Below are 25,515 nucleotides of genomic sequence, written 5' to 3' on the forward strand. Positions count from 1 at the left end.
AACGACAAAACTAAATCCGGTGGTTCCTGAAGAAAAGATTCTCATTAACTTCTAATAATTTCAGTATCTAGGCTTTAGAAGGGATTGAAATAAAAAGAGGTACGGAAACAACGTTTCCGTACCTCTTTAAGATGGGTTAAGCGTAGAATTACTGTGTGAGGAGTTCGTACGTTTTTCCCGCCTGCGTAGGAAAGGAAAGTACATAATACGAGCCCGAGCGTTCGGCTTTTGCACGCAGACCTTTGACGGACAGGGGTTGAGCCGTGCGGATTTTACAGGGCTCACCTTTTAGCGATGTAATGGTAGCCTTTGTCAATTTGCCGTTTTTCCACTGCATACCTAATTCAAAGCCCCCACGAGCCCGTAGCCCTTGTACTTGCCCGGCTTTCCAGGCGTCGGGCAGAGCGGCCAATAGGTGAATGTCGTCGAGATGGCTTTGAACCAGCATTTCGGTCATGCCTGCGGTACCGCCAAAGTTACCGTCAATTTGGAAGGGGGGGTGAGCATCGAAAAAGTTGGGATACGTACCACCCCCGCGTTGATAGGCGGTTCCGTTTTCTCGCGTGTAATGAAGTAACTGCCGAACCAGCGAATAGGCGTGGTTCCCGTCGAGCAGACGAGCCCAGAAGTTGATTTTCCAGGCTTTACTCCAGCCCGTACCTTCATCGCCGCGTAACTCGAGGCTACGGCGGGCGGCCTGAGCAAACTCAGGGGTACTCAGCGGAGCAATCTGCCGTCCGGGGTGGAGGCCAAATAAGTGCGAAACGTGCCGGTGGTGCGGATCTTGGTCTTCCCAGTCCTTATACCATTCCTGTAGGTTGCCTTTATGACCGATGTGCAGCGGTAAGAGCTTTTTCTTCTTTTCAATTAGCAGGTTACGAAATTGCGTATCCGTGCCCAGAGTTTGCGAAGCTTGAATCAAATTGGTAAACAAATCCCAGATGATCGACATATCCATCGTGGAGCCAACCGTCACATAAGCCGGTTTACCCTTGGAATCCAGAAATGAGTTTTCGGGAGACGTGGAGGGGGAGGTAATCAGATAACCATCCTTGTCTTCGACTAGATAACCCAGCAGAAAAGTGGCGGCTCCTTTCATGAGTGGATAAGCCGTTTCTTTCAAAAACTGGCGGTCACCCGTAAAGCGATAGTGTTCCCACAAGTGCTGCGAAAGCCAGCCAGCCGCTTCATTCCAGTTAGCCCACATCGGATCGCCATCGCCCATATCGCCTACGGCGTTGGATAGAGCCCAGATGTCCGTATTATGGTGGGCGACCCAGCCCGGAAGTTTATAATAGGCCTGAGCCGTTTGTTTCCCCGTTTTCGATAAATCTTTAATGAGTTCAAACAGAGGCTGGTGCAGTTCCGAAAGATTGGTCACTTCAGCGGGCCAGTAATTCATCTGCGTATTAATGTTGATCGTGAAGTTCGAGCTCCACGGGGCCCGCATATGCTGATTCCAGATGCCTTGTAAATTGGCTGGCGTACCACCGGGCCGCGAACTCGAAATGAGCAGATAGCGACCGTAATGGAAGTACAGCGTTTCCACCCCTGGATCGTACGTACCCTTGCCGTATTGCTCCAGTCGCTGATCCGAAGGTAAGGCCACATTGGGATTCGTCCGGGTAGAATCCGTTAATGTAAAGGAAAATCGGTTGAAATACTTCTGATAATCAGCTGTATGCTTGCTTAATAAACGATTGTACGGCTGAGTGGCGGCCTGATTGAGGTACTGAGCGGCCAGTTTGGCTTCGTCTTTGCCATCTTTGTCGGGGCATTTGTCGAATCCGTTGAAACTGGTAGCTGCCGATACTAGCAAGACCACTTCTGACGCATTACGTACGTGAATGCCCGCTGTATCCGTCTGTACCTGTCCCTGCACGGGCAGAGCTTTGATGCGAAACTGGTACCGCATGCCGTTACAGCCCGCCGGATCGTCGTAGATGATGGGATTTCGACCGGGGGCGTTGTAGTAATTCGGATCAACGTGGGCCGGAGCTTTGCCTTTCACAATCAGCTCATTCGTACCCTGCGTCTGCTTCTCGAATCGTAGCTTGCTGCTGCCTTTTACGTCAAAGTTAAGTTGACCGGACTTGCTGGCTTTCAGGCGAATGACAATCACCTGATCGGGAGCGGAGCTGAACACTTCCCGGGTATACTCAGTGCCATTTACCGTAAAACGCGTGGTAGCCAGAGCCTTGTTCAGGTCCAGATCACGCGTGTAGTTAGATGGCTGTTGTCCCTTTAAATCCTGTTGAATGAGTAAATCGCCCAGCGGCAAATACGTTTGCGTATAACGGCCCTGCATTTTCTTCAGCAGTTGTACCGCTTTGGGATACTCTTCAGCCGCCAGAGCTTCTCGTACCTGAGGCAAATACGTATAGGCATTAGGGTTTTCGTTCGGTTTCACGGGACCTCCCGACCACAACGTACTTTCATTGAGCTGAATGAGCTCCTGAGCGGGCCGCCCAAAAACCATTGCTCCCAGTCGACCATTACCCACGGGAAGGGCTTCCGTCCAGACTTCGGCGGGTTGTTGATACCAGAGCTTAAGATTTGACTGACTTAGAGCAGGAAAGAAGGTAAAAGCTAGGAGGAGCGTACTAGCCAGTTGCTTAATCATGCAAAGGTTATTTTGAATGAAGTTCAGAGAAAGGAACGTGAGTTATCTACAGACGTCCCTTATGAACATAAGAGGGCTAGCGACTCGCTTGATACTCTAGGAAAGCAAACTATTTTGTAAAAAAAACAGGCAAGAAACCCAGGAGAAGCGTACTACTTCTCCTGGGAATAATCAAATTAATTAGTACGCCCGAGCAAAAATCACGCGGCGTTTGGAAGGTTTACCGGAGAATACGCAGGTACCTTCTTCTTCGGGAGCATCCAGGGGAATGCAACGAATGGTGGCTTTGGTAGCCTCCTTGATCTGCTCTTCCGTTTCGGAGGTTTCATCCCAGTGAGCCAGAAGGAAACCACCCGTTTCAATTTTCTCCTGAAACTCTGCCCAGGTATCGACTTTGAACGTGTTTTCTTCCTGGAATTTCAGAGCTTTTTGATAGATATTGGTTTGAATTTGTTCCAGCAAAGCCTGAATTGTATCCGCTACACCTTCAATCGGTACGATCTGTTTTTCTTTCGTATCCCGACGGGCTAGTTCCGTCGTACCGTTTTCCAGATCACGGGCTCCAATGGCCATCCGGACGGGTACGCCACGCAGTTCGTATTCGGCGAATTTCCAGCCGGGTTTTTCGTTAGTCGAATCATCGAATTTTACCGAAATTCCTCTGGACTTCAGATCTTTAATGATGGGTTCTAACCGATCGTAGATGGCGTTCAATTGTTCGTCATTCCGGAAAATGGGAACAATCACGACTTGAATCGGAGCCAGTTTGGGAGGCAGTACCAGACCCTGATCATCGGAGTGAGCCATAATCAAAGCTCCCATCAGACGCGTAGATACACCCCAGCTCGTTCCCCACACGTAATCGAGTTTATTGTCTTTACCCAGGAATTGTACGTCGAAAGCTTTCGCGAAGTTCTGCCCCAGAAAGTGGGAAGTACCCGCTTGTAAAGCTTTTCCATCCTGCATCATGGCTTCGATACAATACGTTTCTACGGCTCCGGCAAAACGTTCGTTAGGCGTTTTCACCCCGCGGATAACGGGCAGAGCGAGCCATTCTTCGGCGAACTTGGCGTATACTTCCAGCATTTGTTCTGCTTCGGCTATTGCTTCTTCCGAGGTAGCGTGAGCCGTGTGGCCTTCCTGCCAGAGGAATTCCGCCGTACGGAGGAAAAGCCGCGTACGCATCTCCCAGCGAACCACGTTCGCCCATTGGTTGATGAGCAAAGGCAGGTCGCGGTAGGACTGTACCCAGTTTTTATACGTGCTCCAAATGACCGTTTCGGACGTAGGTCGAACGATGAGTTCTTCTTCCAGTTTTGCCTCAGGATCAACGATTACACCCGAACCATCCGGGGCATTTTTGAGGCGGTAGTGGGTAACAACCGCACACTCTTTAGCGAAGCCCTCAACGTGGCTCGCTTCTTTTGACAGGTACGATTTGGGAATGAACAACGGAAAGTACGCGTTGACGTGCCCGGTTTCCTTGAACTTATCGTCGAGAGCCCGTTGCATTTTTTCCCAAATGGAGTACCCATAGGGCTTAATGACCATACAGCCCCGTACTGCTGAGTTTTCGGCCAGATCGGCTCGTTTCACCAGATCAAGGTACCACTCGGAGTAGTCGTCAGTGCGGGAGGTAATGCCTTTGCTCATGGAATTTTTTTTAAGTGCTCCGTGTTAAATAAGAAGAGATAGTTGATTGATTTTCAATTACTAATTTCCTCAATTCTTTAACACGTAGCGTCAAATGTTAAAATTGTCGTTAATAAAAGTTAAAGTCTTTTTAGAGGATTGCAAAGATACATTTTAGCCTTAAGTTTGTAACAGTCACACTGAATACTGTCACTAACAAGGGCAAATTCAACTTGAAAACGTCTACGATTATGAAAATGAGGAATGTTTCTAAATACCTGGCTGTCGCTGTATTGGCAGGTGTTTGGGGGTGTAGCCCCAAAGCTACGCAACGTTCCTACGTGTATGATGACCTCTATTCTTCTTCTTCGGATGTCCGGGCAATCGCCTACAGTAACAAGCAGAACGACGTAATTGAAGAGCAGACCAAAGGGGAAAACCTCGCGGAGAACGAATATTATAACCAATCGCTGGCTGACAAATATAACAATCGGCGTTACCTGGGGTCAACGTATGACAACCTAGTGAATGGTAATGCGTATAATAATTACGCCTATAACTCAGGTTACGGTAACTGGAACCCTTACGGATGGAATTCCTGGAATAGCTGGAACAACTGGGGTTATCCCATGTACGGTGGTTTAGGTGGATTTGGCCCCGGTCTTTCCATTGGTTTAGGTATTGGCAGTAGCTTCTATCGTCCTTGGAGTAACTTTGGCTACGGTGGCATGTGGGGCTGGAACGATCCCTTCTATGGTGGTATGGCTTACAATCCATATTACTATAATTCCTGGGGATATTATCCTTCGTACTTTGGTGGATTGGGTGGCTATCCCTACTATGGTGGTTACTACGGTGGCGGCTATTACGGAGGTGGTGGAGTTGTCGTGAAACCTGGTACGGGTGACAATGCAGGTTCATCCTACGCTCGTCCACGAAACACGAACTATGGCCGTTCGCAGTCTGCCTACAATAATAATTTTAATCGGAGTTCTATCGTAGGAAGCTCAGCGGATTCACGGGGCGGTCGTACCAGTGCTTACAACAATTCTGCGTCGGGGAACAACAGTTACTACTCACGTCCTCGTCGCGAAACGGCTAGCTACTCAGATTACAATTCTGGTACTAGTAACTCCTATCGTAGCGGTAACGGAACGGTAAATCGTCAGAACAATACGTATTCCCGTGGCTGGAACAATGAGAATAATACGCGTTCGAACAACTGGAATAACAACAATTCCTTTAATAATTCGAACATGAGCCGTAGTTACTCAGCTCCTGCGTCTTCGGGCGGAGGTAGCGTAGGCGGTGGCGGTGGAGCTCGTTCACGTGGACCACGCTAGTTGGCTTAACAAACTTTAACGCTTAAAAAACCCCGTCAATCGGCATGATTTGACGGGGTTTTCGTTATTTAAGAGCGGAATTAGCCGTTTTAATTACTGGCATTGCTTTTTGGCTGAGCCTTACACGTACTTTGATCGAGTCTCTTACTGCTGACCATGAAACGTCTTACTTATTTAGCAGCTCTGGTGTTACTTTCAGGAGCTGCCTATGCTCAGGACAATAATTACGAGTCATTGTCCCGAATGTTTTCCCAAACGAATCCACAAGGCTCTGCCCGCATGCAGGCTTTAGGCGGTAATCACTCAGCAATTGGGGCGGATGTATCGAACATAAGTGGAAACCCAGCTGGATTAGGGTTTTACACGCGATCGGAACTCAGCATTTCACCCATGTTTAGCACGAGTAAGAACGCGTCTCAATACATCAATAATACACAAAATGCTAGTGCTAATCAGCTGGCTATAGGCAACCTCGGCGTCGTATTCTCAAGTAAAAACCGAAACCCAGTTCGCTCAGGTGGCTGGCAGGGTGGCTCGTTTGGTATTAGCTATTCCAGACAGAATATCTTTAAGAATACCGTCCGTTTTGGAGATCGCAACGAATTTAGCTCCATGTCTGACTTCTTTGCGGAATACGCAAATCAGGAAGCAACCGGATCGCAGCAAGGGGTTGTTGTAGGGGACTTTAAAAACGACCTATACAATAATGGGACCGTATTTGATTTTCCCACCTCCATGTACTACTACGGCTTAGTAATTGATCCGCAGCCCGGTAGTCAAATTGGTTATCCCTACAGCGGCATAGAGGCCGGAAAGACGGCTAACCAGAATTTTGTATCGACCAGTACAGGATACACCAGTGGTTGGAATTTTGCTTATGGAGCCAATTACATGAACAAACTGTATGTTGGTGTGGGCTTTTCGTTAGCCCGGATGAATTATACGAATACGAAAACCATGAATGAGGATTTTGACAATGCAGGGGGCGTCAGTGGTTTCTCGTACACAAATGATTTATCAACCAATGGCAGAGGCTTTAATTTGTCTGGTGGGTTAATTTATCGGCCCAACGACCTGCTACGAATTGGGGTTTCGGTGACTAGCCCAACCTGGTTCAACATTACGGAATCGGCAGGACAAAGTCTACAAACCCGTCTGGCTCGTCCTTTTGAATTAAGTCAGGGTACCTTTCCCGAATACAGCTCCGATTTACCGGATGTTTTGCGTAGAAATGGATATGGTATAAACACCAGTAGTGGCGTCAACTATATTACGGGCGTTCCAGATTTATCAGTATTACCTTTTGAATCCAGTTATCGATTGCGTACGCCTACCAAGCTAACCGGGGGTGTTGGCTTATTCTTCGGTAAAAATGGTTTCATTTCAGCGGATGCGGAATACGTTAATTATACGGGCATGAAATTGTCTTCGGATGATCAGAATGCTTCTCAGGACTTAAGAGATGGCTATGCTAATTCTTTAATCAGAAGTACGTATCGTAACGTAGTGAACCTGAAAGTTGGGGGTGAATATCGGATTGATAAAGTTAGTCTGCGGGCGGGGGTAAGTTATTACCAGGATCCTTACAAGCAGATTGCTCAGTTCAATTCCTTAGATCGTAGTCGCTATATTTTTTCCGCGGGCGTAGGGTACAAAACCGACCGTTTTTACATTGATGCGGCTGTTACCCACGGGCAGCAGACGACTGCTTATTCTCCTTACATTTTAGCGAATACAAACGATTACGCGTCGGCTAAAATTAAGAACCAGACGACCAATGCGATTTTAACGCTTGGCACCTACTTCTGAGTGGGGGGCTGAATCAAAAAAGGACGCTGTTTGAGACAGCGTCCTTTTTTATTGCATATCCTCAGAATTAAGAAATGACTCGCAGGTGACGAAGAATTTCAAGCAAGTTTTGTACATCCGTTTCGCCAGCAATGGTTACATCGGCCTGTTCATAATAGCTTCTTCGATTGGCAATTTTCTTTTCCAGCGTGTCCAGTAATTCATTCGGTTTTTCGGTGCTCAGTAGGGGTCGATCGTTCTTACGGGTATGTAAAATACGGTCAGCCAGAATTTTCGGAGGTACGTCCAGAAAGATACTAACGCCATGTTCTCTGATATAAGCCATATTATCGTGGAAACAAGGTACACCACCACCCGTCGAAACGACCAATCCGGTATCCTGGGGTAAGCTACGTAAGAGTTCACTTTCTACAGTACGGAAATAAGCTTCTCCCTTCAGATTAAAAATTTCGGCAATGGTGAGCAATTCGCGGATTTCAATTCGCTTGTCCATGTCCACAAATTCGTAACCAATTTCTCGAGCTAGCGTTCGCCCCAGTGTGCTTTTCCCGGACGAAGGCATGCCGAGTAGAAAAATGTTCTTCATATACGTTTTTTAGGGAGGGAGGAGGGTTTAAAAAATAATCGGATTTAGTAACGGGGGGGTCAGGAAAGCCCGATAGTTGAAAGGTCCTTTAGGCTCCTTATCCGTTTACTCACTAGCTCCTGGAGAGATGATTAATGAATAGTAACGATCCATTACCCGTAGCGAAAGCCGTGTGAATGTGGAACTCAGTAGCTACTGATAACCTGCCCGGGAGCAGCTGCCCGCCGCTTCGACATAAACAGCAACTTTAGGGAGTTACTTTTTCAAGAATGGCTTCTTTAGAAGGAACGCTCGCATAGCTCCACTTCCCCCGCACGGTACCCTTCGAGAGCAGCCACAAGCCGGGGTTGCTTCGAACAATGGTTTTAAGAACTTTAAAATCGGCGAAATAATAGGGAACGGCTAATTGATATTCGTGGCGGAATCGATTAAAGTCTTCCTCGGTCGAAGAAGTCAGAATGGCGGGCTGAATGCTCGTGCCTTCCAGACTTTTCAGTAACGTTTTAATTTCGTCCAATGTACTAAGATGAGCTTTATTGACATCCTGAATGATCAGAAACAAATGATTCCCCTGAAAAGAAGCCTGGGTGTAGTCCGTATCGCCATTCCATAAACGGTAATCAGTAATGCGGGGACCTGCATCCGGATTCAGTGGCCCAACCATTTCCTTAAACAGGTAGGTTGTATCACTGGGATACTCGTCAAACTCACTTTCCTTTCCTTCTTTTTCCATGCGGTACTTAAAACGGAAGGGTTCGCGATTCTTCATGTTATTGGGAATATTTTCACCTACGGCATACGCCAGTCCATCGTAGGGAGGCAGGTAGCGAACGGCATACCAACCCAGTCCGATGCAGAATACAACGGCAATCAGCATAATCCCCGTTGTATGGGTATCACGAAATACCGCACGTTGCCACAATACCACCAGGAGTAGGAGCAGCAGAACAATATCTTTCCAGAAGGAAGTCCAGGGTTGCAGTTTGATCATTTCCCCGAAACAGCCGCAGTCGGTTACTTTATTAAAGTAGGCGGAATAAAAGGTCAGGAAAGCGAAGAAGGTACACAGCAGTCCCAGAAACCAAGCCGTACGCCGAAGCTTCCACTGAACCAACAAGGCAACCCCCGCGAGAATTTCCAGTGAGCAAAGCACGATGGAGAAGAACAGAGCAAAGGGTACCAGAGCTTCCCAGAAACCCGCCATAAATGAAAAATCTTGAGCAAAGACTTCAAAGTATTCCTCTAGCTTGATCTGGGTACCAACGGGATCATTGAGCTTAATTAAACCTGAAAAGATGAAAATGATCCCAACCACAATTCGGCTCAGGTGAGCAAGTAATTTCATAGGCGAATACAGACAAAAGAGGGGGTAACTGGATAAAACGGCGGAACTTGTCCGTATAGACAAAGGTAAAAGGCTAATCGAAGAGTATAAAGGGTTTTTAAGGATGTTTCGGGAAATTAAGTAAGAATACTTAGCTGGTGAGCAATAGTAGAAAATAATCCCCACATTGAGGTTTTTTTGAAAAAACCTTTGACAGTATTCCCCAAATTGGTAAGCATTTCGGGAATGGAGTATCCCTTTAGAGTAATAGACAGCTACAAGCCGCGGTTGATGTAACAGGTATCTATGAAGATAAAGAAAGTACTAAAAATTACACTGCTATCCATTGGCGGGTTATTGATCACGATCATAGCCTTTTTATTGGTATTGGGCCTAACGGATTGGGGACAAACATTCGTAACGCGGCAAGTCAATCGATACTTGGCTACCAAACTGAAAACGCCTTTTGCTATTGGTCGAATCAGTTACCAGATTCCCGATTGGATCCAGCTTGAAGATGTATACTTCCAGACGCCCAAAGGCGATACCTTACTTAGCGGTAAACGGATGCGGGTGGACTTGGATATGCTGGGACTGATTCAGGGCCGTATCGCTTTGAATACGATTGAACTGGACAAGATCCGGTTAAATGTAACCCGTACCTTACCCGATACAGCTTTCAACTTTAATTTTCTAATTAACTCGTTTGCTTCGGGCAAACCCGCCGACCCAGCGGACACTACTTCAGCTCCACTTCAACTGAGCCTTTCGGAAGTAGGACTCAATGACGTACGCATTCATTACGTAGATGATATTGCCGGAGCCGATGTACGGCTGGTGGTGGATACCTTACGCGGAAAATTCGATGAAATAAATCCGGCTGAATCCCGGTATCACGTAGCGGAAATCAAATCCAGTGGCCTAACGGCGTACGCCCGCCTGTACCCAGGCATCGACATTCCCAATAAAGTAAACGACGCAGCTACGGTACCTGGCGATACGCTGGATTTACGCATGGGCGACTGGCAACTCAGTCGCACCAACTGGGACGTAAATGTCGAAACGGCTCAGTTCCGCACGAAAGGCAAAGTAGGCCAGTTGAATCTAGCGGGCGATCAACTGTATCTGGAAGGGCAGCAGGCTCTGATTCGTTCGCTGGAATTGATGAATTCTGAAATCACGGCCACCTTGGGAAAATCGGCACCCAAGCCGGAAGCTCCGCCCGCTCCCAACAATAAAGAAAAACCACAAGACCCCAACGCTGGCTGGAAAGCTTCGCTGGGGCGGGTTCGTTTTGCGAACAACCACATCAAATTTGATAACGAAAATGCTCCACGACAGGCCCGGGGACTGGATTATGGGCATATGGACATTCAGGGCTTTACGCTGGCCGGTGAAAATCTGGTATATCAGCCCAACCTGATCAAAGCTCAGTTGCGAGGGGGTAGTTTCAAAGAAAAGAGCGGATTGAATCTGCAACGCTTTGCGGCGGATGTATTTTACAGTCCGCAACAAATTGGACTAACCAACTTCATTCTACAAACACCGGGTACCTTACTCAAAGACCGACTCGTCATTAAGTTCGATTCCCTTGGACAACTGACGCGGGCGGCCGAAGCCAAACGGGTACTGGTGGATGTGAACATGGTGGAAAACAAAGTTTCGTTTGCCGATGTACTGACCATTATGCCTACGCTGGCGAACACGCCGCCCCTGAAAGGAAACGAGCGGGCAGTAGTCAATGCGACCATTCAGGCGAAGGGTACGCTGGCGAATCTGAACCTGCCGCGGGTAGAGTTTTCTGTACTCTCAGCTACCCGTATCAAAGCCCGCGGACGGGTTTCATACCCGACGGATCCCGCTAAAATGGGACTGGATATTGTGCTGGAAAACGCAACGACCAGTTCGGCGGACGTGAAAAAACTGGCTCCCAAAGGATCACTGCCCGATTCTATCAGTATTCCTTCTCAGCTGAAACTAACGGGTCAGGCGAAGGGCCGTCTAAACAATATTGACCTGGATATTGCCCTCAATACTTCCTACGGAAACGTAACCTTCGACGGAGCATTGAAAAATTTCGTAACGGGTAAAAATCAGGTATACGCCGGGAAAGCTACGCTGGATCGCCTCGATCTGGGCAAGTGGCTGGGGCAACCCAAACAGTACGGGGCGATAACGGCTACCGCTACAGTGAATGGACGTGGAATTGATCCTAAAACGATGGCCACTACGTTCGATCTGAACGTTCCAGAAGCTACGTATAATGGGTACACTTATCGACAATTCGCCGCGAAAGGTAGTCTGAATCAGGGTTTGCTGGATGTACAGGGTGGTATCAACGATCCCAATGCCCGGTTAAACCTAAACGTCAACGCCAATATGAAGGAAGAGTACCCGAGTGTGAAGGGTACCCTGGCGGTTCAGCAACTGGACTTATATGCTTTGAAACTCTACGCGGAGCCTTTCCAGGTACAGGGTAATGTGCAGATGGATTTTGCCTCGACAAATCCCGAAAAACTGATTGGTACACTTCGAACAGAAAACCTTAACCTGCAATTCAAAGGCCAGAATTATCCCGTTGATTCACTGTATCTAACGGCCAATGCCGAGGGTACCAGCAAAACCATCATGGCCCGTACGCCCTTTGTCGATCTGGACTTGGGCGGAAACTTCCAGTATGCCGACCTGGCTGCTGCTGCCATGACGGAAGTGAATAAATACGTAACTCTGCCTGATACGACCATTAAGGCTCCCAAATCAGCGACGGACTTTACGTTGCGAATGCGGGTACGCCAACATCCGCTATTACTGGCGTTTGTACCGGGACTGTCTCGGCTGGAGCCCGTGAAAATTGAGGCTACTCTCGATAGTAAGCGGACGGATTCAACGCTTAACGTTTCCGTAACCGCTGGTACCATTGAATACGATACCACGGTGGTCTCGGGAGCGAATTTAAAACTGAGTGGGAATGGGCGGCAACTGGTGCTGGATGGACAGGTCGGCGAAGTACGTACGCAGTCCATGCACTTGTATCCTACGAGTCTTTCCGCTTCGGCAGCCGATAATCAGGTACGCTTTAAAGTCATCAATAAGGATTCGGTGAATGCCGATCGTTTCGGAATTGCGGGCCGGGTAGCCATTCAGCAAAATGCGTATGAATTGCACCTGGATCGGCAGGCGTTATTGACCAACTACCGGTACTGGACCTCCGATACAACGGGCTATATCCGTTATAGTAAAGAAGGGGTATTGGCTGAGAACTTCGTGCTGGAAACCAATAACCAGTCGCTGGCGATCAACAGTACCGAACCGCGTCCGAATGCTCCTTTGCACGTACAGCTTAAAAACCTGATTCTGTCCGATCTGGCAACGCTGGCTAATCAGGATAGTACACTGGTAGGAGGTACCCTGAATGGCGATGTGGTAGTGAAAGACTACCTGGGTACGGACAAGAAACTCAGCTTTACTGGCGACTTAAAAATCGACAGTCTGGACGTGATGCAAAAGGCTTTGGGAACCTTAGAGGCCCGTTTTGCCAATCAGGATGACAATCGGATTGGGGTCGAGGCCAACCTGAAGGGAGCGACCAACGACTTGCACGTAGGCGGTTTTTACAATCCGTCCTCGACCGATAAAGCTCTCGATCTAAAAGTAGAGCTGCGGCGACTGGATACCCGAACGATTGAAGCCTTTAGTTTTGGACAACTACGGCAGGCCAAAGGACAATTACAGGGGGAAATGACCGTGAAAGGAGCCGTTGCTAAACCTCGCCTGAACGGACAGATTAGCTTCCAGGACGTTGGATTCAATTTGGCCTTCGTAAATGCTTCCTATCAGATTGACGATGAGACGATTGTGTTCGACGACGAAACTATTCGCCTCAACAAATTTGATTTAAAAGACAGTCTGGGTCGTATGCTGACTACGGATGGAACGGTAAACATTGCCAATCTGCCCGACGTGAAGTACAGTTTACAGGTAACGGCCAATCAGTTTAGTGTGCTAAATGCCTCCCGCCGCGATAACGATTTGGTGTATGGAAACGCCACGCTGACGGCTGACCTTCGCATTCGCGGTACGGGTAGCAAACCTTCCGTCGTAGGTAATTTGAAAATTGATGATGGCAGTGATGTAACGATGATCGTTCCGGATTCCGGCCCCTCGGCTGAAGACTCCGAAGGAATCATCACCTTCATCCAGCCCAATGATACGACGGCTTTAGCACGCTATCTAGTACGCCCCAAACGGGATACGTTAGATACGCGAGTTCGCTTCGATCAATTAGCTAATTCCAACATTTCGCTGAACCTGGAAGTAACCGAGGCTTCTGAATTTAGTGTAGTGGTAGACGAACAAAGCGGGGATAACCTACGCGTGAAAGGGAATGCTCGTTTGAACGTAACCATGGATGAATCGGGTACGCTGGGCATCTTTGGCCGCTATGACGTAACTGAAGGAGCGTATTCACTAACCTATCAAGTACTCAAAAGGAATTTCAACATTCAGAAAGGAAGTAGTATTGTTTTCGCAGGCGATCCTTTAAAAGCGGATCTCGACATTACGGCTTTGTACCGAGTAAACGCACGGGCATCCGAACTAATAGAAAATGAGACCAGTAGAGACAAAGAAGAAGGACAAGAATCCAGTACGTCATCTAAACTACAAAGTCGTAATGCCTACGCTAATAAATTGCCATTTGACGTTGCCCTGAAGATGCAAGGTAATTTGGCAGCCCCGGAATTAAGCTTCGATATTGATTTGGTCGAAAATGCATTGGGTATCGATGCTCAGATTCGGGAAGCAGTAGAAGGCAAACTAACCCAATTCCGTCAGGACGAATCGGAGATTAACAAGCAAGTTTTTGCTTTGCTGGTATTAGGTAACTTCTTACCACAGAACTCATTTGACTTTTTCTCGGGCAGCGGGGGAGGTTTCAATGCAGAAAGCTTGGCTCGTAGTAGCGTTAGTAAAATCCTATCGCAGCAGCTCGATCGACTAGCTTCTAATGTAATCAAAGGGGTCGACCTCAACATTGGACTCAACTCTTCTAGCGATTACGCTAATAATAATGAAAATGCTGGAGCTGGTTCAACGGCTACTAAAACCGATTTAAACGTAGGTTTATCGAAAAGTTTCTTTAATGGTCGTTTGTCGGTGAGTGTAGGTAAAAACTTTGTACTGGAAGACAATACGGGGATTCAGAGAAACAACGCTCAGGTCTTCGATAACCTGTCCATCAATTATAACATTACCCGTGATGGCCGGTACATGGTTCGAGCGTATCGGGTCAACGAATTGGAAAATGTCATTGAAGGCTACGTGATTGAAACTGGTATCGGTTTTGTCATCAACCTGGATTACAACACATTCCGGCAAATATTCGGCAAGAAAAAAATAGAATAACAGATTCGAACCACTTTAACCCTTTCATCCATTGAAGTATTCGGTTTATAAAGGTCTCCTTGCATTAGCCATTACCACTCTAATTGTGAGTTGTAATGTGAAAAAGTATATACCAGAAAAAGAACGATTATATAGCGGTACGGAGATCGAGATGTTACCTTTCGAAGGCGTTAGTAAAAGTGACCGCAAAGCCTTACAAGGAGAATTGTCTAGTCTAGCCCGGCCCAAACCCAATAGCCAGATTTTTGGATTTCCGTATCGCGTATGGTTATACTACGTCATTGGAGAGCCTAAAAAAGACTCTAGCTTTAGAGCAACCTTACGACGTAAATTGGGACAAGAGCCTGTATTTGCCAATTCTCGATCCGTCGTTACAAACGCCAATATTTGGAAAGCTTTTCTGCAAAATGAAGGATATTTTCACTCTGAAGTAGCAGGAAAGCTGGAAGAAAAGGGTTATAAAGCGAAAGGGATCTATCAGGTACGAGTTCATCGCCGCTATACGCTTGACTCGGTACGTTTCATTACGGATACTGCTTGGGTAGGCAAAGATTTTAAACTATCCCAAGAGAAAACTTTGTTAAAACCTCCGGTACCATATCGTCTGGATAATTTAAAGCTGGAACGTGAGCGAATTTCGCAAGAAATGAAGCGAAAAGGGTACTACTATTTCAGTCCTGAGTATGTAGCAATTTTAGGGGATACAAATACCAATAATTACAAAGCTAAACTTTATCTGGCCTTGAAGCCAGAAATGCCTGAGGCGGCGGCCCGACAATATTATATTCGAAATGTCTATATTTATCCTAATTATACACTTAATAATGCGGTACAGGATACCAATCGGCGAGAGGCTTTTCGTACCACTGCGGGCTTTCAGGTAGTAGATTCTTCTAGGACCTACGATGAACGGCTATTCCATAATGTTATTGGATTTAAGCCAGGACGACGGTATAATAGCCGTGTTCAGGACATCACATTATCGCGACTTATTAACTTAGGAACCTTTAAGTTTGTGCGTAACCGTTTTGCTCCTGATACCCAGGGGGATTCGACAGTACTGGATGTTCACTACTATCTGACGCCTTATCCTAAAAAATCGCTGCGAGCTGAAATCGCAGGTACTTCTAAGTCCAACAGTTTAGCTGGTTCCCAATTGACGCTGAGTTGGCGAAACCGCAACTTTTTCAAACGGGCTGAATTATTGACCATCAATGCTACGGGTGGGATAGAGGCTCAGCTGGGGGCTGGGGGCCAAGGGGTGTCTAACTTCAGTTACGGGCTGAATGCTACCCTTACGTTTCCTCGACTGGTTAGCCCTATTGCCATTGACTATGACCGCCGACAGGTGCTACCTAAAACCAACCTTACGTTAGGTTATCAGGCAATTGTGCGTCGACAGTTTTACCGTTTGAATTCATTCACTGGATCCTTTGGTTACGCCTTCCGGGGCAGTAGCAAAGTAGAACATACGCTTATTCCCTTAAGTCTGACTTACGTATACGTTCCTACGAATAGTCTGGGGGATTTATATTACGAAGCCATCACTGACCCTACGCTTGCAGCACAGTACATTGCCATTGTACAAAATCAGCAACTTATTCCTAGTAGCTTGTATACCTTGCACTTCAACTCTTCGCCCCAGAGTCAGGCCCGCTATTCACAGCAGTTAATTTTCAATTTTGAACCGGCGGGTAACTTAGCAGGATTGCTTTTTAAAGACGGTAATGGAGATGGTCAAAAGAAAGTATTTGATGTAGCTTTCTCTCAATACGTTCGGGCAGATATGGATACCCGTCACTACTTGCGGCTCACCTCTTCTACAACCTGGGCATCCCGCGTATTCGCTGGAGCGGGGATTCCCTATGGCAACTCCTCAAGCCTGCCTTTTGTGAAACAATATTTTGTGGGGGGGAGTACGAGTATTCGGGCTTTTCGTCCACGGGGTATTGGCCCGGGTCGGTATCTTCGACCTGCTGGCCGGACTATTCTGCTGCAAGATGGGGGGGGAGATATTAAACTAGAAGCCAATACTGAGTTACGGACCAAATTCAACAAGTTTTTGCAAGGAGCTTTATTTGTTGATGCCGGGAATGTCTGGACGTATAAAGATCCCACGTTGTACGGAGAAACGGCTGTTTTCTCTAAAGACTTCCTCAAAGAAGTGGCTATTGGGGCTGGAATCGGCTTACGCCTGGACGTAACCTATTTCGTACTGCGTTTTGATTTGGCTACGCCGCTGCGAAATCCTGCCTTGGCCGAAAATGAACGCTGGGTACTTGATAAAATCAATTTTCGGGATCGTGACTGGCGGAAAGACAACCTGATTTTAAATATTGCCGTCGGTTATCCCTTCTAAGTTTTTAAGACGTCCCGAAGCAATTCGGGACGTTTTTTTATAGAGGCATTACCATCGCTACGCCGTATGCTGATCCGGAATAGTAGGGCATCAGGGCCATGTTTTTCTGCCGAAATAGTTTTCGTAATATCTTCCGTTGAATCCAGGGATAAATGTGGTAGACGCCTTCCGTTGCTGCGATACTAAGTCCCGCACTGAAAAGGACATCCGCTAGCCAGTGTTCGTTATTGATCACGCGTAAAGAGGCTACGCCCGTAGCTACGCCGTAACCGCCGATACTGTACCAAATGCTTCGTTCGCCATACTCTTTCGCTAGAACGGCCGCCCCCGTAAAGGCAAACGTGGTATGACCGGAGGGAAAGGAAAGGTTATCTTCTCCATTCGGACGAGGATAACGTACCAGATGTTTCATGCCCTGCGTAACACTCTGAGCAACCCCCTGGGATAGTACCATCAGAATCAACTGATCCTTCAGAGCATGTTTCCCCTTTACACCTAAAGCCCCCAAACCCAAAGGAACCAACGTAGGAACGTATTGCAGGTAATCGTCAGCGGGCGTATGAAAGTTGGGGAATGCTGAGCGTACCTCTCGTCGCACCTCCCGACTGATCGCTCCCTGCGTTACCAGTCCGGCCGTCATCAGCGTCACCGGTGCTATAAACGATTTCCAGACGGGTTTTTTGCGAGCGGTAGAGTCAATTTGAGCATATACGCCCGTGTGTAAACCTAGGTACAGGCAAAGCAAAAGTAGCAAACGCAGCATACAGCGGGGGTTGGTTAAGGGAAATCCGTTTACTGCTCGGCTTGAGCCTGGGACATCAGAATGAGGCAGAAAACCGAATAATTAATCATATCCCGGTAGTTGGCATCCACGCCTTCAGAGACGAGTGTTTGTCCACCTAAGTCTTCAATTTGTTTGGTACGCAGCAATTTCATTAGAATAATGTCGGTCATGGAAGCGACCCGCATCATCCGCCAGGCTTCACCGTAATCGTGATTTTTATCGAGTAACAGATGAATGGTTTCGTTTACTTCCTGATCGTACAGGGCCGAGAGTTCGTCCGTTGGAATTTCCATGCGAGGGTCATCCGCCAGACGAAGCTGAATGAGAGCCATGAGGCAGTAGTTGATGATTCCGATAAACTCAGGCGTAATGCCTTCGCCTACCCGCGAAACGCCCGTTTCCTGCAATTGCCGGATTCGTTGAGCTTTGATGTAAATCTGATCCGTCAGACTCGGCAGCCGTAGAATACGCCAAGCCGTACCGTAATCGCGGTTTTTCTTCAAAAAAAGGTCTTTACACGTAGCGACAACGTGCCGATATTCTACTTCCGTCTGAGTCATGAGCATACACAAATAAAAGAATAAACAACAAAGGTGCGGGGCACTTAGCGTTTTCGCAACAAATGATACAGGTTGTTTCCGAAGATCAATGCCAATAAAGTAACCGCCAGCCAGTAAGCCCAGTCCCAATGGATGGCAAAAAGACGGATGAATTGCAAGTCTTCCTTATTGAGAGGATTCAGATCGGCTGAGGCGGTATCAAGAATGGTATCAAAATCGGAGAGGTGGTAGTGGAGAATTCCTAAAGCAACCAGACTAAGTCCTGACAAAAGCAGGCTACCCAGCGGAGCCATGCGTTTGGGAGCCCAGGAAACGCCTAATCCTAAAGCACAACAGAGGATGACCGCGGCCGCGGCGGGTTGCATCGGAACACGGCGGGACTGCGTCAGAGCAGCGTTTCCGTTCTGACCAAATTCTTCAATGTCGGCACTGCTCAGGCCTTCCGTCCACTTGGGAATAACGGGATCTGGCTTTCCTCCTTTCACCAGTGTCCAGCCCGAAATAATAGCCACGGGTTCATCGTTGCAACTGATGGTCATGAAATTGAAAAAGAAACAGAGCAGTACAAGAAGGAATCCACTGGAACTGAAAAGCTTTAGTACTGATTGGGATGAAAACATACAAATGGAGGAGGAAATTGAAAAACAAAGTTCGCGATCCGGAGGGCCTATAGTCAATAGAAACGTTCTTTGTATCGTTTTAATTTCATCTCATTTATTCATAATTACCCACCGGAAGTTCCGGAACTTTACCTTGCTATGCAAGCAACTACTTTTTGGCGTGCCTGGCCCCGGTCGTACCAGAGGCTATTTTATGTAAGTCTTTTTGTATTCATCGCCGGATTGCTCGGATGGACTTTCTTTGCCTTTCAGGGCGTTGATTCGGTTATTCACTGGGACGTATTGAGCGAACTCGGCGAGATGCCCTTTGTTCTCGATCAGTTTCAGGCCGGAGGCTCGTCCTTTCAAATTCCGGCAACGGCCTACGCCCTGACCGAACAGTTTGTGGCCTCGCCCATGTCGGTACTGCATCCCGTAAATGACTGGATTTGCCTAGCTTTAGCCCTGCTGGGCTGTGTACTGGCCTTGGCCGCCAGTACGGCTTTGCCACGTCTGTGGTATTTCGGAGCTACTACGGTTTTAATTATACTCCTCAGTACACTGCAACTGGATGCCGTTTGGGGCCGGACGGACCGTTTGGTTACCATTCTAGTCGTAGCACCTTTAATAGGACTAAGTTTCTATTTTCAGGCCTTTCGTACCTACGCCAGTCTAAGCGTACGCGTAGTAGCCTTTGCCGTGCTGGTTGCCCTTATACTGACTCTGTTCTGCACGGTAGGAAAAGCGATACCGGCTGATCTACTGGCCTTTAGCTATCCTGCCGGGATAGTACTGGTGGTGGCGTTTTCGTTCTGGGTGTCCTTCGAAATTATGATTGGGCTGGTCTGGTTAGCTACGAGTCAGTCGGGTCGCAATAGCCTGCCTAACTTTGCTTTTCTTACTCTTTTTTACCTGGGGAACCTGCTCCTGACCCAGCTGCACAACACAAAAATGATCGACTGGAATCTGTTGTACGTGAATCCATTCGTAGTCTTTGGGATTTCAGCGATTCTGGGGATCTGGGGACAAAAGAAACGCGATGATCAGGAGGCCGCTTCCTGGCCCTATGCTCCGCAGGGATCGCTGCTGTACCTGGGACTGGCCGCCGTCAGCTTCTCCGTACTCGCGTACGTAAACAGTACCGCCAATGATCCGGCCATTGAAGCCCTGGAGGACGCGATCAGCTATACGCACCTGACGGGCGGTGGTTTGTTCTTCTTTTACGTGTTTTTCAATTTTGGAACGCTCATGCGGGATGGTAAAGCGGTTTACCGGGTGTTGTTCAAACCGGCGTATTTCAACCGTTTTCACGTCCGTGGATTATCCGTTATTCTGACCATCCTTCTGTTATACAACAACAGTTTTTTCCCCATTCAGCAAGCCGTAGCGGGTTATTACAACACCCAGGGCGATTTGGCAACGGCCCGGCAGGATTATCGTCTGGCCGAAACTTTTTACCAGCAGGGGGTAACCTTCGAATTCCAGAATCATAAATCCAATTACGGGCTGGCTTCACTGGCTTGGATACAGGGTGATTTTGCGTCAGCGGCTCGGTTTTTCCGGCAGGCTTTGGCTAAGCAGCCCTCGCCCTACGCTTACGCTGGTCTGACGCGGAGTTTGATGAACGAAGAGCTGGCCTTTGACGCCTTTTTTACGGCTCGTGAAGCCCAGCAACGTTTCCCCAACAACGGCGAACTCTTGTCGAATCTCGCGTATCTGCACGCCAAGGCCAATGGCCTGGATTCGGCTCGTTACTACTACGAAAAAGCGATTGATTTAACCAATCAGTCCGGCGTACCCACCACGAACCTGATGGCTCTGTACTTGCGAAAAGGGGACTGGAAAGCCGCTGAAACGTTGGCGGAACAACGGGCTTCGGCGTATGTGCCGGTGCAGGTTAACCAGTCGGCTCTAGCCTTGATTACGGGAAAAACGACGGAGCCGTCACTTTCCATAAGCCGTGATTCGGTATTAACCCTGGCCGAATTCGCTCTACTTTCCAATGCGTCGCTGGCTCAGCTTAAAGCCGGGAAAACACCCTTCGTAACGGAAGCTGCTCTACAGACCTTCATTCAGAAAGAAAACAACGCCTCGTATGCGGACGATTTGCAGTATTTAAATGCCCTGCTTGCGTATTACCACGGCAATAAATTGCAGGGGCTTGACTTACTTTCCGCCCGGGCCATGGCCGATACGGCAGCCAGCGGCGATCGTTGGCGAAAACCACTGGCGGCGTTCTTGAACCGGGAAATTTCGCTAGAGCAGGAAGCCCCCAAAAGCTGGACGGGTGATGGTTCACAAGAACTAGTACGTAATCCGATCAATGTGAAAGTATTGCAGCGGTTTACGGCTGAAGCAAACCGACGAAATCAGCCCCAGCAGGCGTACAATGCATTGTTCAATGCTCTGCGTTACCGGGAGGATTCGCCCGAGATTTTAGAGCTTTACATCATCCAGTGCTTGGATATGGGACTGACCAACTATGCGGCCGATAAGCTACGTGTTCTTCAGGAAAACAATCCTGCGGCTTACGGACAGTTCTTACCTATGTATCAACAAAAGCTGGCTTTGATAGAGAAACGGCGAAATGACTTTCAGTAAGCAAGTGATGCGTTTCAGCGTACAGCTCCTTTATGCAGAAATAAAGTATAGGTTGCAGGTAGATAGCCCCGTATGATAAGCGGGGCTTATTTTTTAATTTCGGACCCCAATTCCGCCGAAGTATTCGTATCCAAAGAGTCAGTGTCGAACATTATTTTGCCCTTTCAGTACCGTTTGTTTTATAACTAAGCTTGGTACACGTATTTTACAGAAAATTAACCGTTGTTTATTCCCTTGACTAGGAAATCCGGTATTACTCCGCCACGTAAAAACCGATGTAAATGATCATAAGTAGGATTACCAGTGGATTAGGGAATCAGCTGTTTCAGTACGCTGTAGCCCGGCACCTGGCTTTAAAAAACCGAGCCCGCCTGTACCTGGATTTGAGCTATTTCATCCAGGAATACGCTACGGATACACCCCGTAAGTTTAAACTCAATCATTTTACGGTTCCGCTCCACTTACTGCAGGATTCTCCCTTGCTGTACGTCTCAAAAGCAACGAAGCTATTACCGAATCGGAGCTTGCCCCCGCTGTTTCGTTTTTTGAAAGAGCCTCATTTCCATTTTGATCCTACGATACTACAGACTCGGGCGGCTTGCATTACGCTCGATGGTTTCTGGCAATCCGAACGCTATTTTGCGGAAAGTGCAGCGATCATTCGTCAGGATTTAACGCTCAAGACGGTACCGAGTCCGGAATTTGAAGGATACGAAGAGCAGATCAAAGCCGCGGCGGTTCCGATTTCTGTGCACGTCCGCCGGGGTGATTACGTACACCACCCAGAGTTCAGCCAAACCTTTGGATTTCTAGGACTGGAGTATTACCAGCGGGCCTTGGCTCAATTGCATCAGCAAGTAGCCAATCCCCAATTTTACGTCTTCAGTGATGAACCTGATTGGGTACGCGAGAATCTTGATTTACCCGAAACGGCTGTTTTTGTACGAAATACTGGTCCGAATGCCGACGTGGCCGACCTGGTACTGATGAGTCGCTGCCAGCATCACATCATTGCCAATAGTTCGTTCAGTTGGTGGGGAGCCTGGTTGAATCCAAATCCGGCTAAACAGGTCATTGCTCCAGCCCGCTGGTATAAAAACCAACCCACCTGGGATACGAAAGACCTGGTACCATCCACTTGGATAAAAGTATAAATAGCTAATGCTCCACTCAACGAATGCATCGGCAACTGTTACTTATCCAAATTAATCGCTTCAGGAATTCGTATGTCTACCATATTTATTGATCATCAGAAATTTACTACGCAAAAATACGGAGGCATCAGTCGGTACTTTGCTACCATTCTGGAGGGTATCCGGCATACGGCTGATATGCAGTATCAACTCGGTGTTCTGCACACGAAGAATCATTACCTGCACGAGGAACCGTTACGGTTGAAAGGTCCGCTGTATGATCGCTTACTAAGTAAGAATCCCAATTACGATTATCAGCTAAACCAATACTACTGCAAGCAATTACTAAAGAAAAACGCGTTTGACGTTTTTCATCCTACCTACTATGATCCGTATTTTTTACCTTATTTGAAGAAGCCGTTGGTCGTTACCATTCACGACATGACCTACGAGCGGATGCCGGAATATTTCTGGGCACGGGATCCACTGACGCAACAGAAGCGATTGAATATCGAGCGGGCCGATGCCATTATTGCGATTTCTGAGACTACGAAAAAAGACTTACTGGACTTGTTTCCCGTTGATCCGGCTAAAGTACAGGTGATTTACCACGGCATGGAAGTGGAAAAACCACTCCAGGTACAAGCCCTGCCGAACCTGCCGGAATCGTACGTACTGTTTGTGGGAGATCGGAGTGGCTACAAAAATTTCTATCTGTTTTTCAATGCCTTCAAGGCGATAGCCTCGCGTATGCCGGATCTGCATTTGATTCTTACGGGTGGCGGCCCAATTCAAGTAGCCGAACGCGAGCTGATCCAACGATTAGGCTTAAGTAACCGCGTACGACACATAAATGCCACTGATCAAGAATTGAATTTTTTGTACCAGAATTCGCAGTTATTTGTGTATCCATCGCTTTACGAAGGCTTCGGATTACCGATTCTGGAAGCATTTAAAGCTGGTTGCCCCTTGTTACTTAGCGATACCGAATGTTTTCGTGAAGTAGCCGCTGACGCTGCCGTATACTTTAAAGCGACCGATCGTGATGATCTGATTCATGCCTTGGAAACGACACTGATGGATACCGAACTGAAAAAACAGCTTGTAGCCCGGGGAACGGAACGACTGAAACGTTTTCAACTGCGGGATTGCATTGATCAGACGCTGGCCGTGTACCGATCGCTGGCGTGAGCCCGAATATCTCCCATGAATATCATCGAAACCAAACAGATCCGCAAACGCTACGTAATGGGCACCGAAGTAGTAGAGGCCCTCAAAGAAATTACGATTGCCATTCAAAAAGGCGAATACGTGGCGTTTATGGGGCCGTCGGGTTCGGGCAAGAGTACGCTGATGAACATTGTGGGCTGTCTGGATACACCGACTTCGGGTTCGTATATTCTAAATGGTCACGACGTAAGTCGCATGGGTGAAAATGAATTGGCCGAAATCCGTAATAAAGAAATCGGCTTTGTCTTTCAGACGTTTAACCTATTACCTCGCCAAACGGCCCTTGAGAACGTGGCTTTGCCCTTGATTTATGCGGGATACTCCAAAGCGGATCGCATTGAAAAAGCTATGTTGACGCTGAAGGGCGTAGGGCTGGAAAACCGGGCTCATCACCGTCCCAACGAACTTTCGGGGGGCCAGCGACAACGCGTAGCGGTGGCTCGGGCACTGGTCAATGACCCTTCGATTCTACTCGCCGATGAGCCTACCGGAAACCTGGATACGAAGACCAGCTACGAAATCATGGATCTGTTTGATCAGTTGTATTCCAAAGGCAATACCATTGTTATGGTAACCCACGAAGAGGACATCGCTCAGTATTCGCACCGCATCATCCGGCTTCGCGATGGCGTTATTGAGAGCGACTTGATTAATCCAGAGGTACGTAAACCCACGTTGTCATAGATAGGGGATGTTTAATATGCACTTTTGAATCCCGTAAACGACTGAATGATGAAAAACTGGTTACGTTCCGAAGAAGTTATTCAATTTCTGATTTCCATTCTGGTCTTTAGCCAGATGGACTTTGCCTGGTGGGTGTTTCCGACGGTGCTGCTGATACCAGATCTTTCGATGCTGGGGTACGCGGTTTCGACCAAAATAGGAGCTTTCACATACAACTTAGGCCACCACAAAGGATTGGCTCTGGCGATACTGACGCTAGGCTGGTATGGCCAACAGCCGAATGTGGAGCTGGCGGGTTTAATACTCTTTGCTCACTCCTGTATGGATCGGATGTTGGGCTACGGACTAAAGTATACGGATGATTTCAAGCATACGCATCTGGGCTGGCTGCCCGGCGGGGCTAAGCCTCATCACGCCAACAGGGGCTCAACGAAGCAAGAATTTCGGTCAGACGAGTAAAATCACTGGGTTTAGTAAGAAAATCCATCGCTCCTAAAGCCAGTACTTTTTCTTTTTCATGAATACTATTAGAAGTCGTCAGGACAATGACGGGGATAGTGCCCCACTGCGGGTTCGTTTTGAGTACCTCAAGGGTTTCAAAACCATTCATTCGGGGCATGTTTAAATCCAGGAAGATAAGATTGGGAAACTGTGTTCCAGACAAGTGTTGTAAATGACGGATAAGCTCTTCGCCATTCGTAAAAAAGTTGATTTCACAATCGGCATTCTCACTCAGACCCTGTTCGGCAAAAAAACGGTCATCTTCGTCATCATCAACCAGGTATACACGCTGTCTCATCTAGCTTGGGGTATTGGATTTTATGCCCTAAACTATAATAAAAGAG

Annotated in this window: 17 protein-coding genes; 9 read left to right on the plus strand and 8 right to left on the minus strand. The window is 47.7% G+C overall.

All coding sequences use genetic code 11. From position 1 onward, the window contains the following. Nucleotides 1-148 precede the first annotated feature (148 nt). Together C5O19_RS02785 and proS are read right to left on the minus strand one after the other, a co-directional pair. Complete coding sequence (locus C5O19_RS02785; protein ID WP_104709811.1) at nt 149-2,623, minus strand: glycoside hydrolase family 95 protein; 2,475 nt, start codon at nt 2,621-2,623, stop codon at nt 149-151. Between the two features lie 180 nt (nt 2,624-2,803). Continuing rightward, the gene (gene proS / locus C5O19_RS02790) at nt 2,804-4,276 is read right to left on the minus strand and encodes a proline--tRNA ligase (protein ID WP_104709812.1); all 1,473 of its coding nucleotides are present in this window, start codon (nt 4,274-4,276) and stop codon (nt 2,804-2,806) included. Nucleotides 4,277-4,512: 236 nt separating this feature from the next. On the opposite strand from proS, the gene C5O19_RS02795 reads away from it, so the two are divergent. Together C5O19_RS02795 and C5O19_RS02800 are read left to right on the plus strand one after the other, a co-directional pair. Then, nucleotides 4,513-5,598: a hypothetical protein gene (locus C5O19_RS02795; RefSeq protein WP_165795923.1), complete on the plus strand. Its 1,086-nt coding sequence runs from the start codon at nt 4,513-4,515 to the stop codon at nt 5,596-5,598. 156 nt (nt 5,599-5,754) lie between these two features. Then, nucleotides 5,755-7,407 carry an OmpP1/FadL family transporter gene (locus tag C5O19_RS02800; protein ID WP_133163290.1) on the plus strand — a complete coding sequence of 551 codons (1,653 nt, stop codon included), beginning with the start codon at nt 5,755-5,757 and terminating at the stop codon, nt 7,405-7,407. A gap of 67 nt (nt 7,408-7,474) precedes the next feature. Here the strand turns inward: C5O19_RS02800 and C5O19_RS02805 are convergent, their stop codons facing one another. Both C5O19_RS02805 and C5O19_RS02810 read right to left on the minus strand, forming a co-directional pair. Next, nucleotides 7,475-7,993, minus strand: coding sequence for a shikimate kinase (locus C5O19_RS02805; RefSeq protein ID WP_104709815.1), 519 nt, complete (start codon nt 7,991-7,993; stop codon nt 7,475-7,477). 247 nt (nt 7,994-8,240) lie between these two features. Then, nucleotides 8,241-9,338 (minus strand): BT_3928 family protein, encoded by a 1,098-nt coding sequence (locus C5O19_RS02810; RefSeq protein ID WP_104709816.1) that lies wholly within the window; start codon nt 9,336-9,338, stop codon nt 8,241-8,243. A 285-nt stretch (nt 9,339-9,623) separates the two neighbouring features. On the opposite strand from C5O19_RS02810, the gene C5O19_RS02815 reads away from it, so the two are divergent. Both C5O19_RS02815 and tamL read left to right on the plus strand, forming a co-directional pair. Continuing rightward, nucleotides 9,624-14,720, plus strand: coding sequence for a translocation/assembly module TamB domain-containing protein (locus C5O19_RS02815; RefSeq protein WP_243406311.1), 5,097 nt, complete (start codon nt 9,624-9,626; stop codon nt 14,718-14,720). 31 nt (nt 14,721-14,751) lie between these two features. Further along, nucleotides 14,752-17,079 (plus strand): translocation and assembly module lipoprotein TamL, encoded by a 2,328-nt coding sequence (tamL, locus tag C5O19_RS02820; RefSeq protein ID WP_449441377.1) that lies wholly within the window; start codon nt 14,752-14,754, stop codon nt 17,077-17,079. A gap of 37 nt (nt 17,080-17,116) precedes the next feature. Here the strand turns inward: tamL and C5O19_RS02825 are convergent, their stop codons facing one another. Genes C5O19_RS02825 through C5O19_RS02835 form a run of 3 tightly spaced genes read right to left on the minus strand, consistent with a single transcriptional unit; the run spans nt 17,117 to nt 18,962 of the window. Next, nucleotides 17,117-17,842 carry a phosphatase PAP2 family protein gene (locus C5O19_RS02825; RefSeq protein WP_104709818.1) on the minus strand — a complete coding sequence of 242 codons (726 nt, stop codon included), beginning with the start codon at nt 17,840-17,842 and terminating at the stop codon, nt 17,117-17,119. Nucleotides 17,843-17,871: 29 nt separating this feature from the next. Then, nucleotides 17,872-18,423 carry a DUF1599 domain-containing protein gene (locus tag C5O19_RS02830; protein ID WP_102201194.1) on the minus strand — a complete coding sequence of 184 codons (552 nt, stop codon included), beginning with the start codon at nt 18,421-18,423 and terminating at the stop codon, nt 17,872-17,874. 44 nt (nt 18,424-18,467) lie between these two features. Beyond that, nucleotides 18,468-18,962, minus strand: coding sequence for a hypothetical protein (locus C5O19_RS02835; RefSeq protein ID WP_133163291.1), 495 nt, complete (start codon nt 18,960-18,962; stop codon nt 18,468-18,470). Nucleotides 18,963-19,181: 219 nt separating this feature from the next. Between C5O19_RS02835 and C5O19_RS02840 the strand changes: the two genes are divergently transcribed. The 5 genes from C5O19_RS02840 (at nt 19,182) to C5O19_RS02860 (ending at nt 25,129) form a co-directional block, all read left to right on the plus strand. After that, nucleotides 19,182-21,623: a tetratricopeptide repeat protein gene (locus C5O19_RS02840; RefSeq protein ID WP_133163292.1), complete on the plus strand. Its 2,442-nt coding sequence runs from the start codon at nt 19,182-19,184 to the stop codon at nt 21,621-21,623. 281 nt (nt 21,624-21,904) lie between these two features. Beyond that, entirely contained in the window at nt 21,905-22,777 is an 873-nt protein-coding gene (locus C5O19_RS02845; RefSeq protein WP_104709821.1) for an alpha-1,2-fucosyltransferase, read from the plus strand. A gap of 72 nt (nt 22,778-22,849) precedes the next feature. Next, a complete protein-coding gene (locus tag C5O19_RS02850) occupies nt 22,850-23,947 on the plus strand; it encodes a glycosyltransferase family 4 protein (protein WP_104709822.1) in 1,098 nt (365 codons plus the stop codon). A gap of 15 nt (nt 23,948-23,962) precedes the next feature. Further along, nucleotides 23,963-24,670, plus strand: a complete 708-nt coding sequence (locus C5O19_RS02855) for an ABC transporter ATP-binding protein (protein ID WP_104709823.1) — start codon at nt 23,963-23,965, stop codon at nt 24,668-24,670. 48 nt (nt 24,671-24,718) lie between these two features. Beyond that, entirely contained in the window at nt 24,719-25,129 is a 411-nt protein-coding gene (locus tag C5O19_RS02860) for a DUF4260 domain-containing protein (protein ID WP_104709824.1), read from the plus strand. On the opposite strand, the gene C5O19_RS02865 is transcribed toward C5O19_RS02860, so the two are convergent. Then, nucleotides 25,071-25,469 (minus strand): response regulator, encoded by a 399-nt coding sequence (locus tag C5O19_RS02865; protein WP_104709825.1) that lies wholly within the window; start codon nt 25,467-25,469, stop codon nt 25,071-25,073. The two genes, C5O19_RS02860 and C5O19_RS02865, sit on opposite strands and share 59 nt — an antisense overlap. Nucleotides 25,470-25,515: the final 46 nt, after the last annotated feature.

This window comes from Siphonobacter curvatus, assembly GCF_002943425.1.
Lineage (GTDB): Bacteria > Bacteroidota > Bacteroidia > Cytophagales > Spirosomataceae > Siphonobacter > Siphonobacter curvatus.

What these genes read in the sequence shown, in the direction of transcription:
- C5O19_RS02785 (WP_104709811.1), bottom strand. Translation starts at nt 2,623, where the DNA reads ATGATTAAGCAACTGGCTAGTACGCTCCTCCTAGCTTTTACCTTCTTT.
- proS (WP_104709812.1), bottom strand. Translation starts at nt 4,276, where the DNA reads ATGAGCAAAGGCATTACCTCCCGCACTGACGACTACTCCGAGTGGTAC.
- C5O19_RS02795 (WP_165795923.1), top strand. Translation starts at nt 4,513, where the DNA reads ATGAGGAATGTTTCTAAATACCTGGCTGTCGCTGTATTGGCAGGTGTT.
- C5O19_RS02800 (WP_133163290.1), top strand. Translation starts at nt 5,755, where the DNA reads ATGAAACGTCTTACTTATTTAGCAGCTCTGGTGTTACTTTCAGGAGCT.
- C5O19_RS02805 (WP_104709815.1), bottom strand. Translation starts at nt 7,993, where the DNA reads ATGAAGAACATTTTTCTACTCGGCATGCCTTCGTCCGGGAAAAGCACA.
- C5O19_RS02810 (WP_104709816.1), bottom strand. Translation starts at nt 9,338, where the DNA reads ATGAAATTACTTGCTCACCTGAGCCGAATTGTGGTTGGGATCATTTTC.
- C5O19_RS02815 (WP_243406311.1), top strand. Translation starts at nt 9,624, where the DNA reads ATGAAGATAAAGAAAGTACTAAAAATTACACTGCTATCCATTGGCGGG.
- C5O19_RS02825 (WP_104709818.1), bottom strand. Translation starts at nt 17,842, where the DNA reads ATGCTGCGTTTGCTACTTTTGCTTTGCCTGTACCTAGGTTTACACACG.
- C5O19_RS02830 (WP_102201194.1), bottom strand. Translation starts at nt 18,423, where the DNA reads ATGACTCAGACGGAAGTAGAATATCGGCACGTTGTCGCTACGTGTAAA.
- C5O19_RS02835 (WP_133163291.1), bottom strand. Translation starts at nt 18,962, where the DNA reads ATGACCATCAGTTGCAACGATGAACCCGTGGCTATTATTTCGGGCTGG.
- C5O19_RS02840 (WP_133163292.1), top strand. Translation starts at nt 19,182, where the DNA reads ATGCAAGCAACTACTTTTTGGCGTGCCTGGCCCCGGTCGTACCAGAGG.
- C5O19_RS02845 (WP_104709821.1), top strand. Translation starts at nt 21,905, where the DNA reads ATGATCATAAGTAGGATTACCAGTGGATTAGGGAATCAGCTGTTTCAG.
- C5O19_RS02850 (WP_104709822.1), top strand. Translation starts at nt 22,850, where the DNA reads ATGTCTACCATATTTATTGATCATCAGAAATTTACTACGCAAAAATAC.
- C5O19_RS02855 (WP_104709823.1), top strand. Translation starts at nt 23,963, where the DNA reads ATGAATATCATCGAAACCAAACAGATCCGCAAACGCTACGTAATGGGC.
- C5O19_RS02860 (WP_104709824.1), top strand. Translation starts at nt 24,719, where the DNA reads ATGAAAAACTGGTTACGTTCCGAAGAAGTTATTCAATTTCTGATTTCC.
- C5O19_RS02865 (WP_104709825.1), bottom strand. Translation starts at nt 25,469, where the DNA reads ATGAGACAGCGTGTATACCTGGTTGATGATGACGAAGATGACCGTTTT.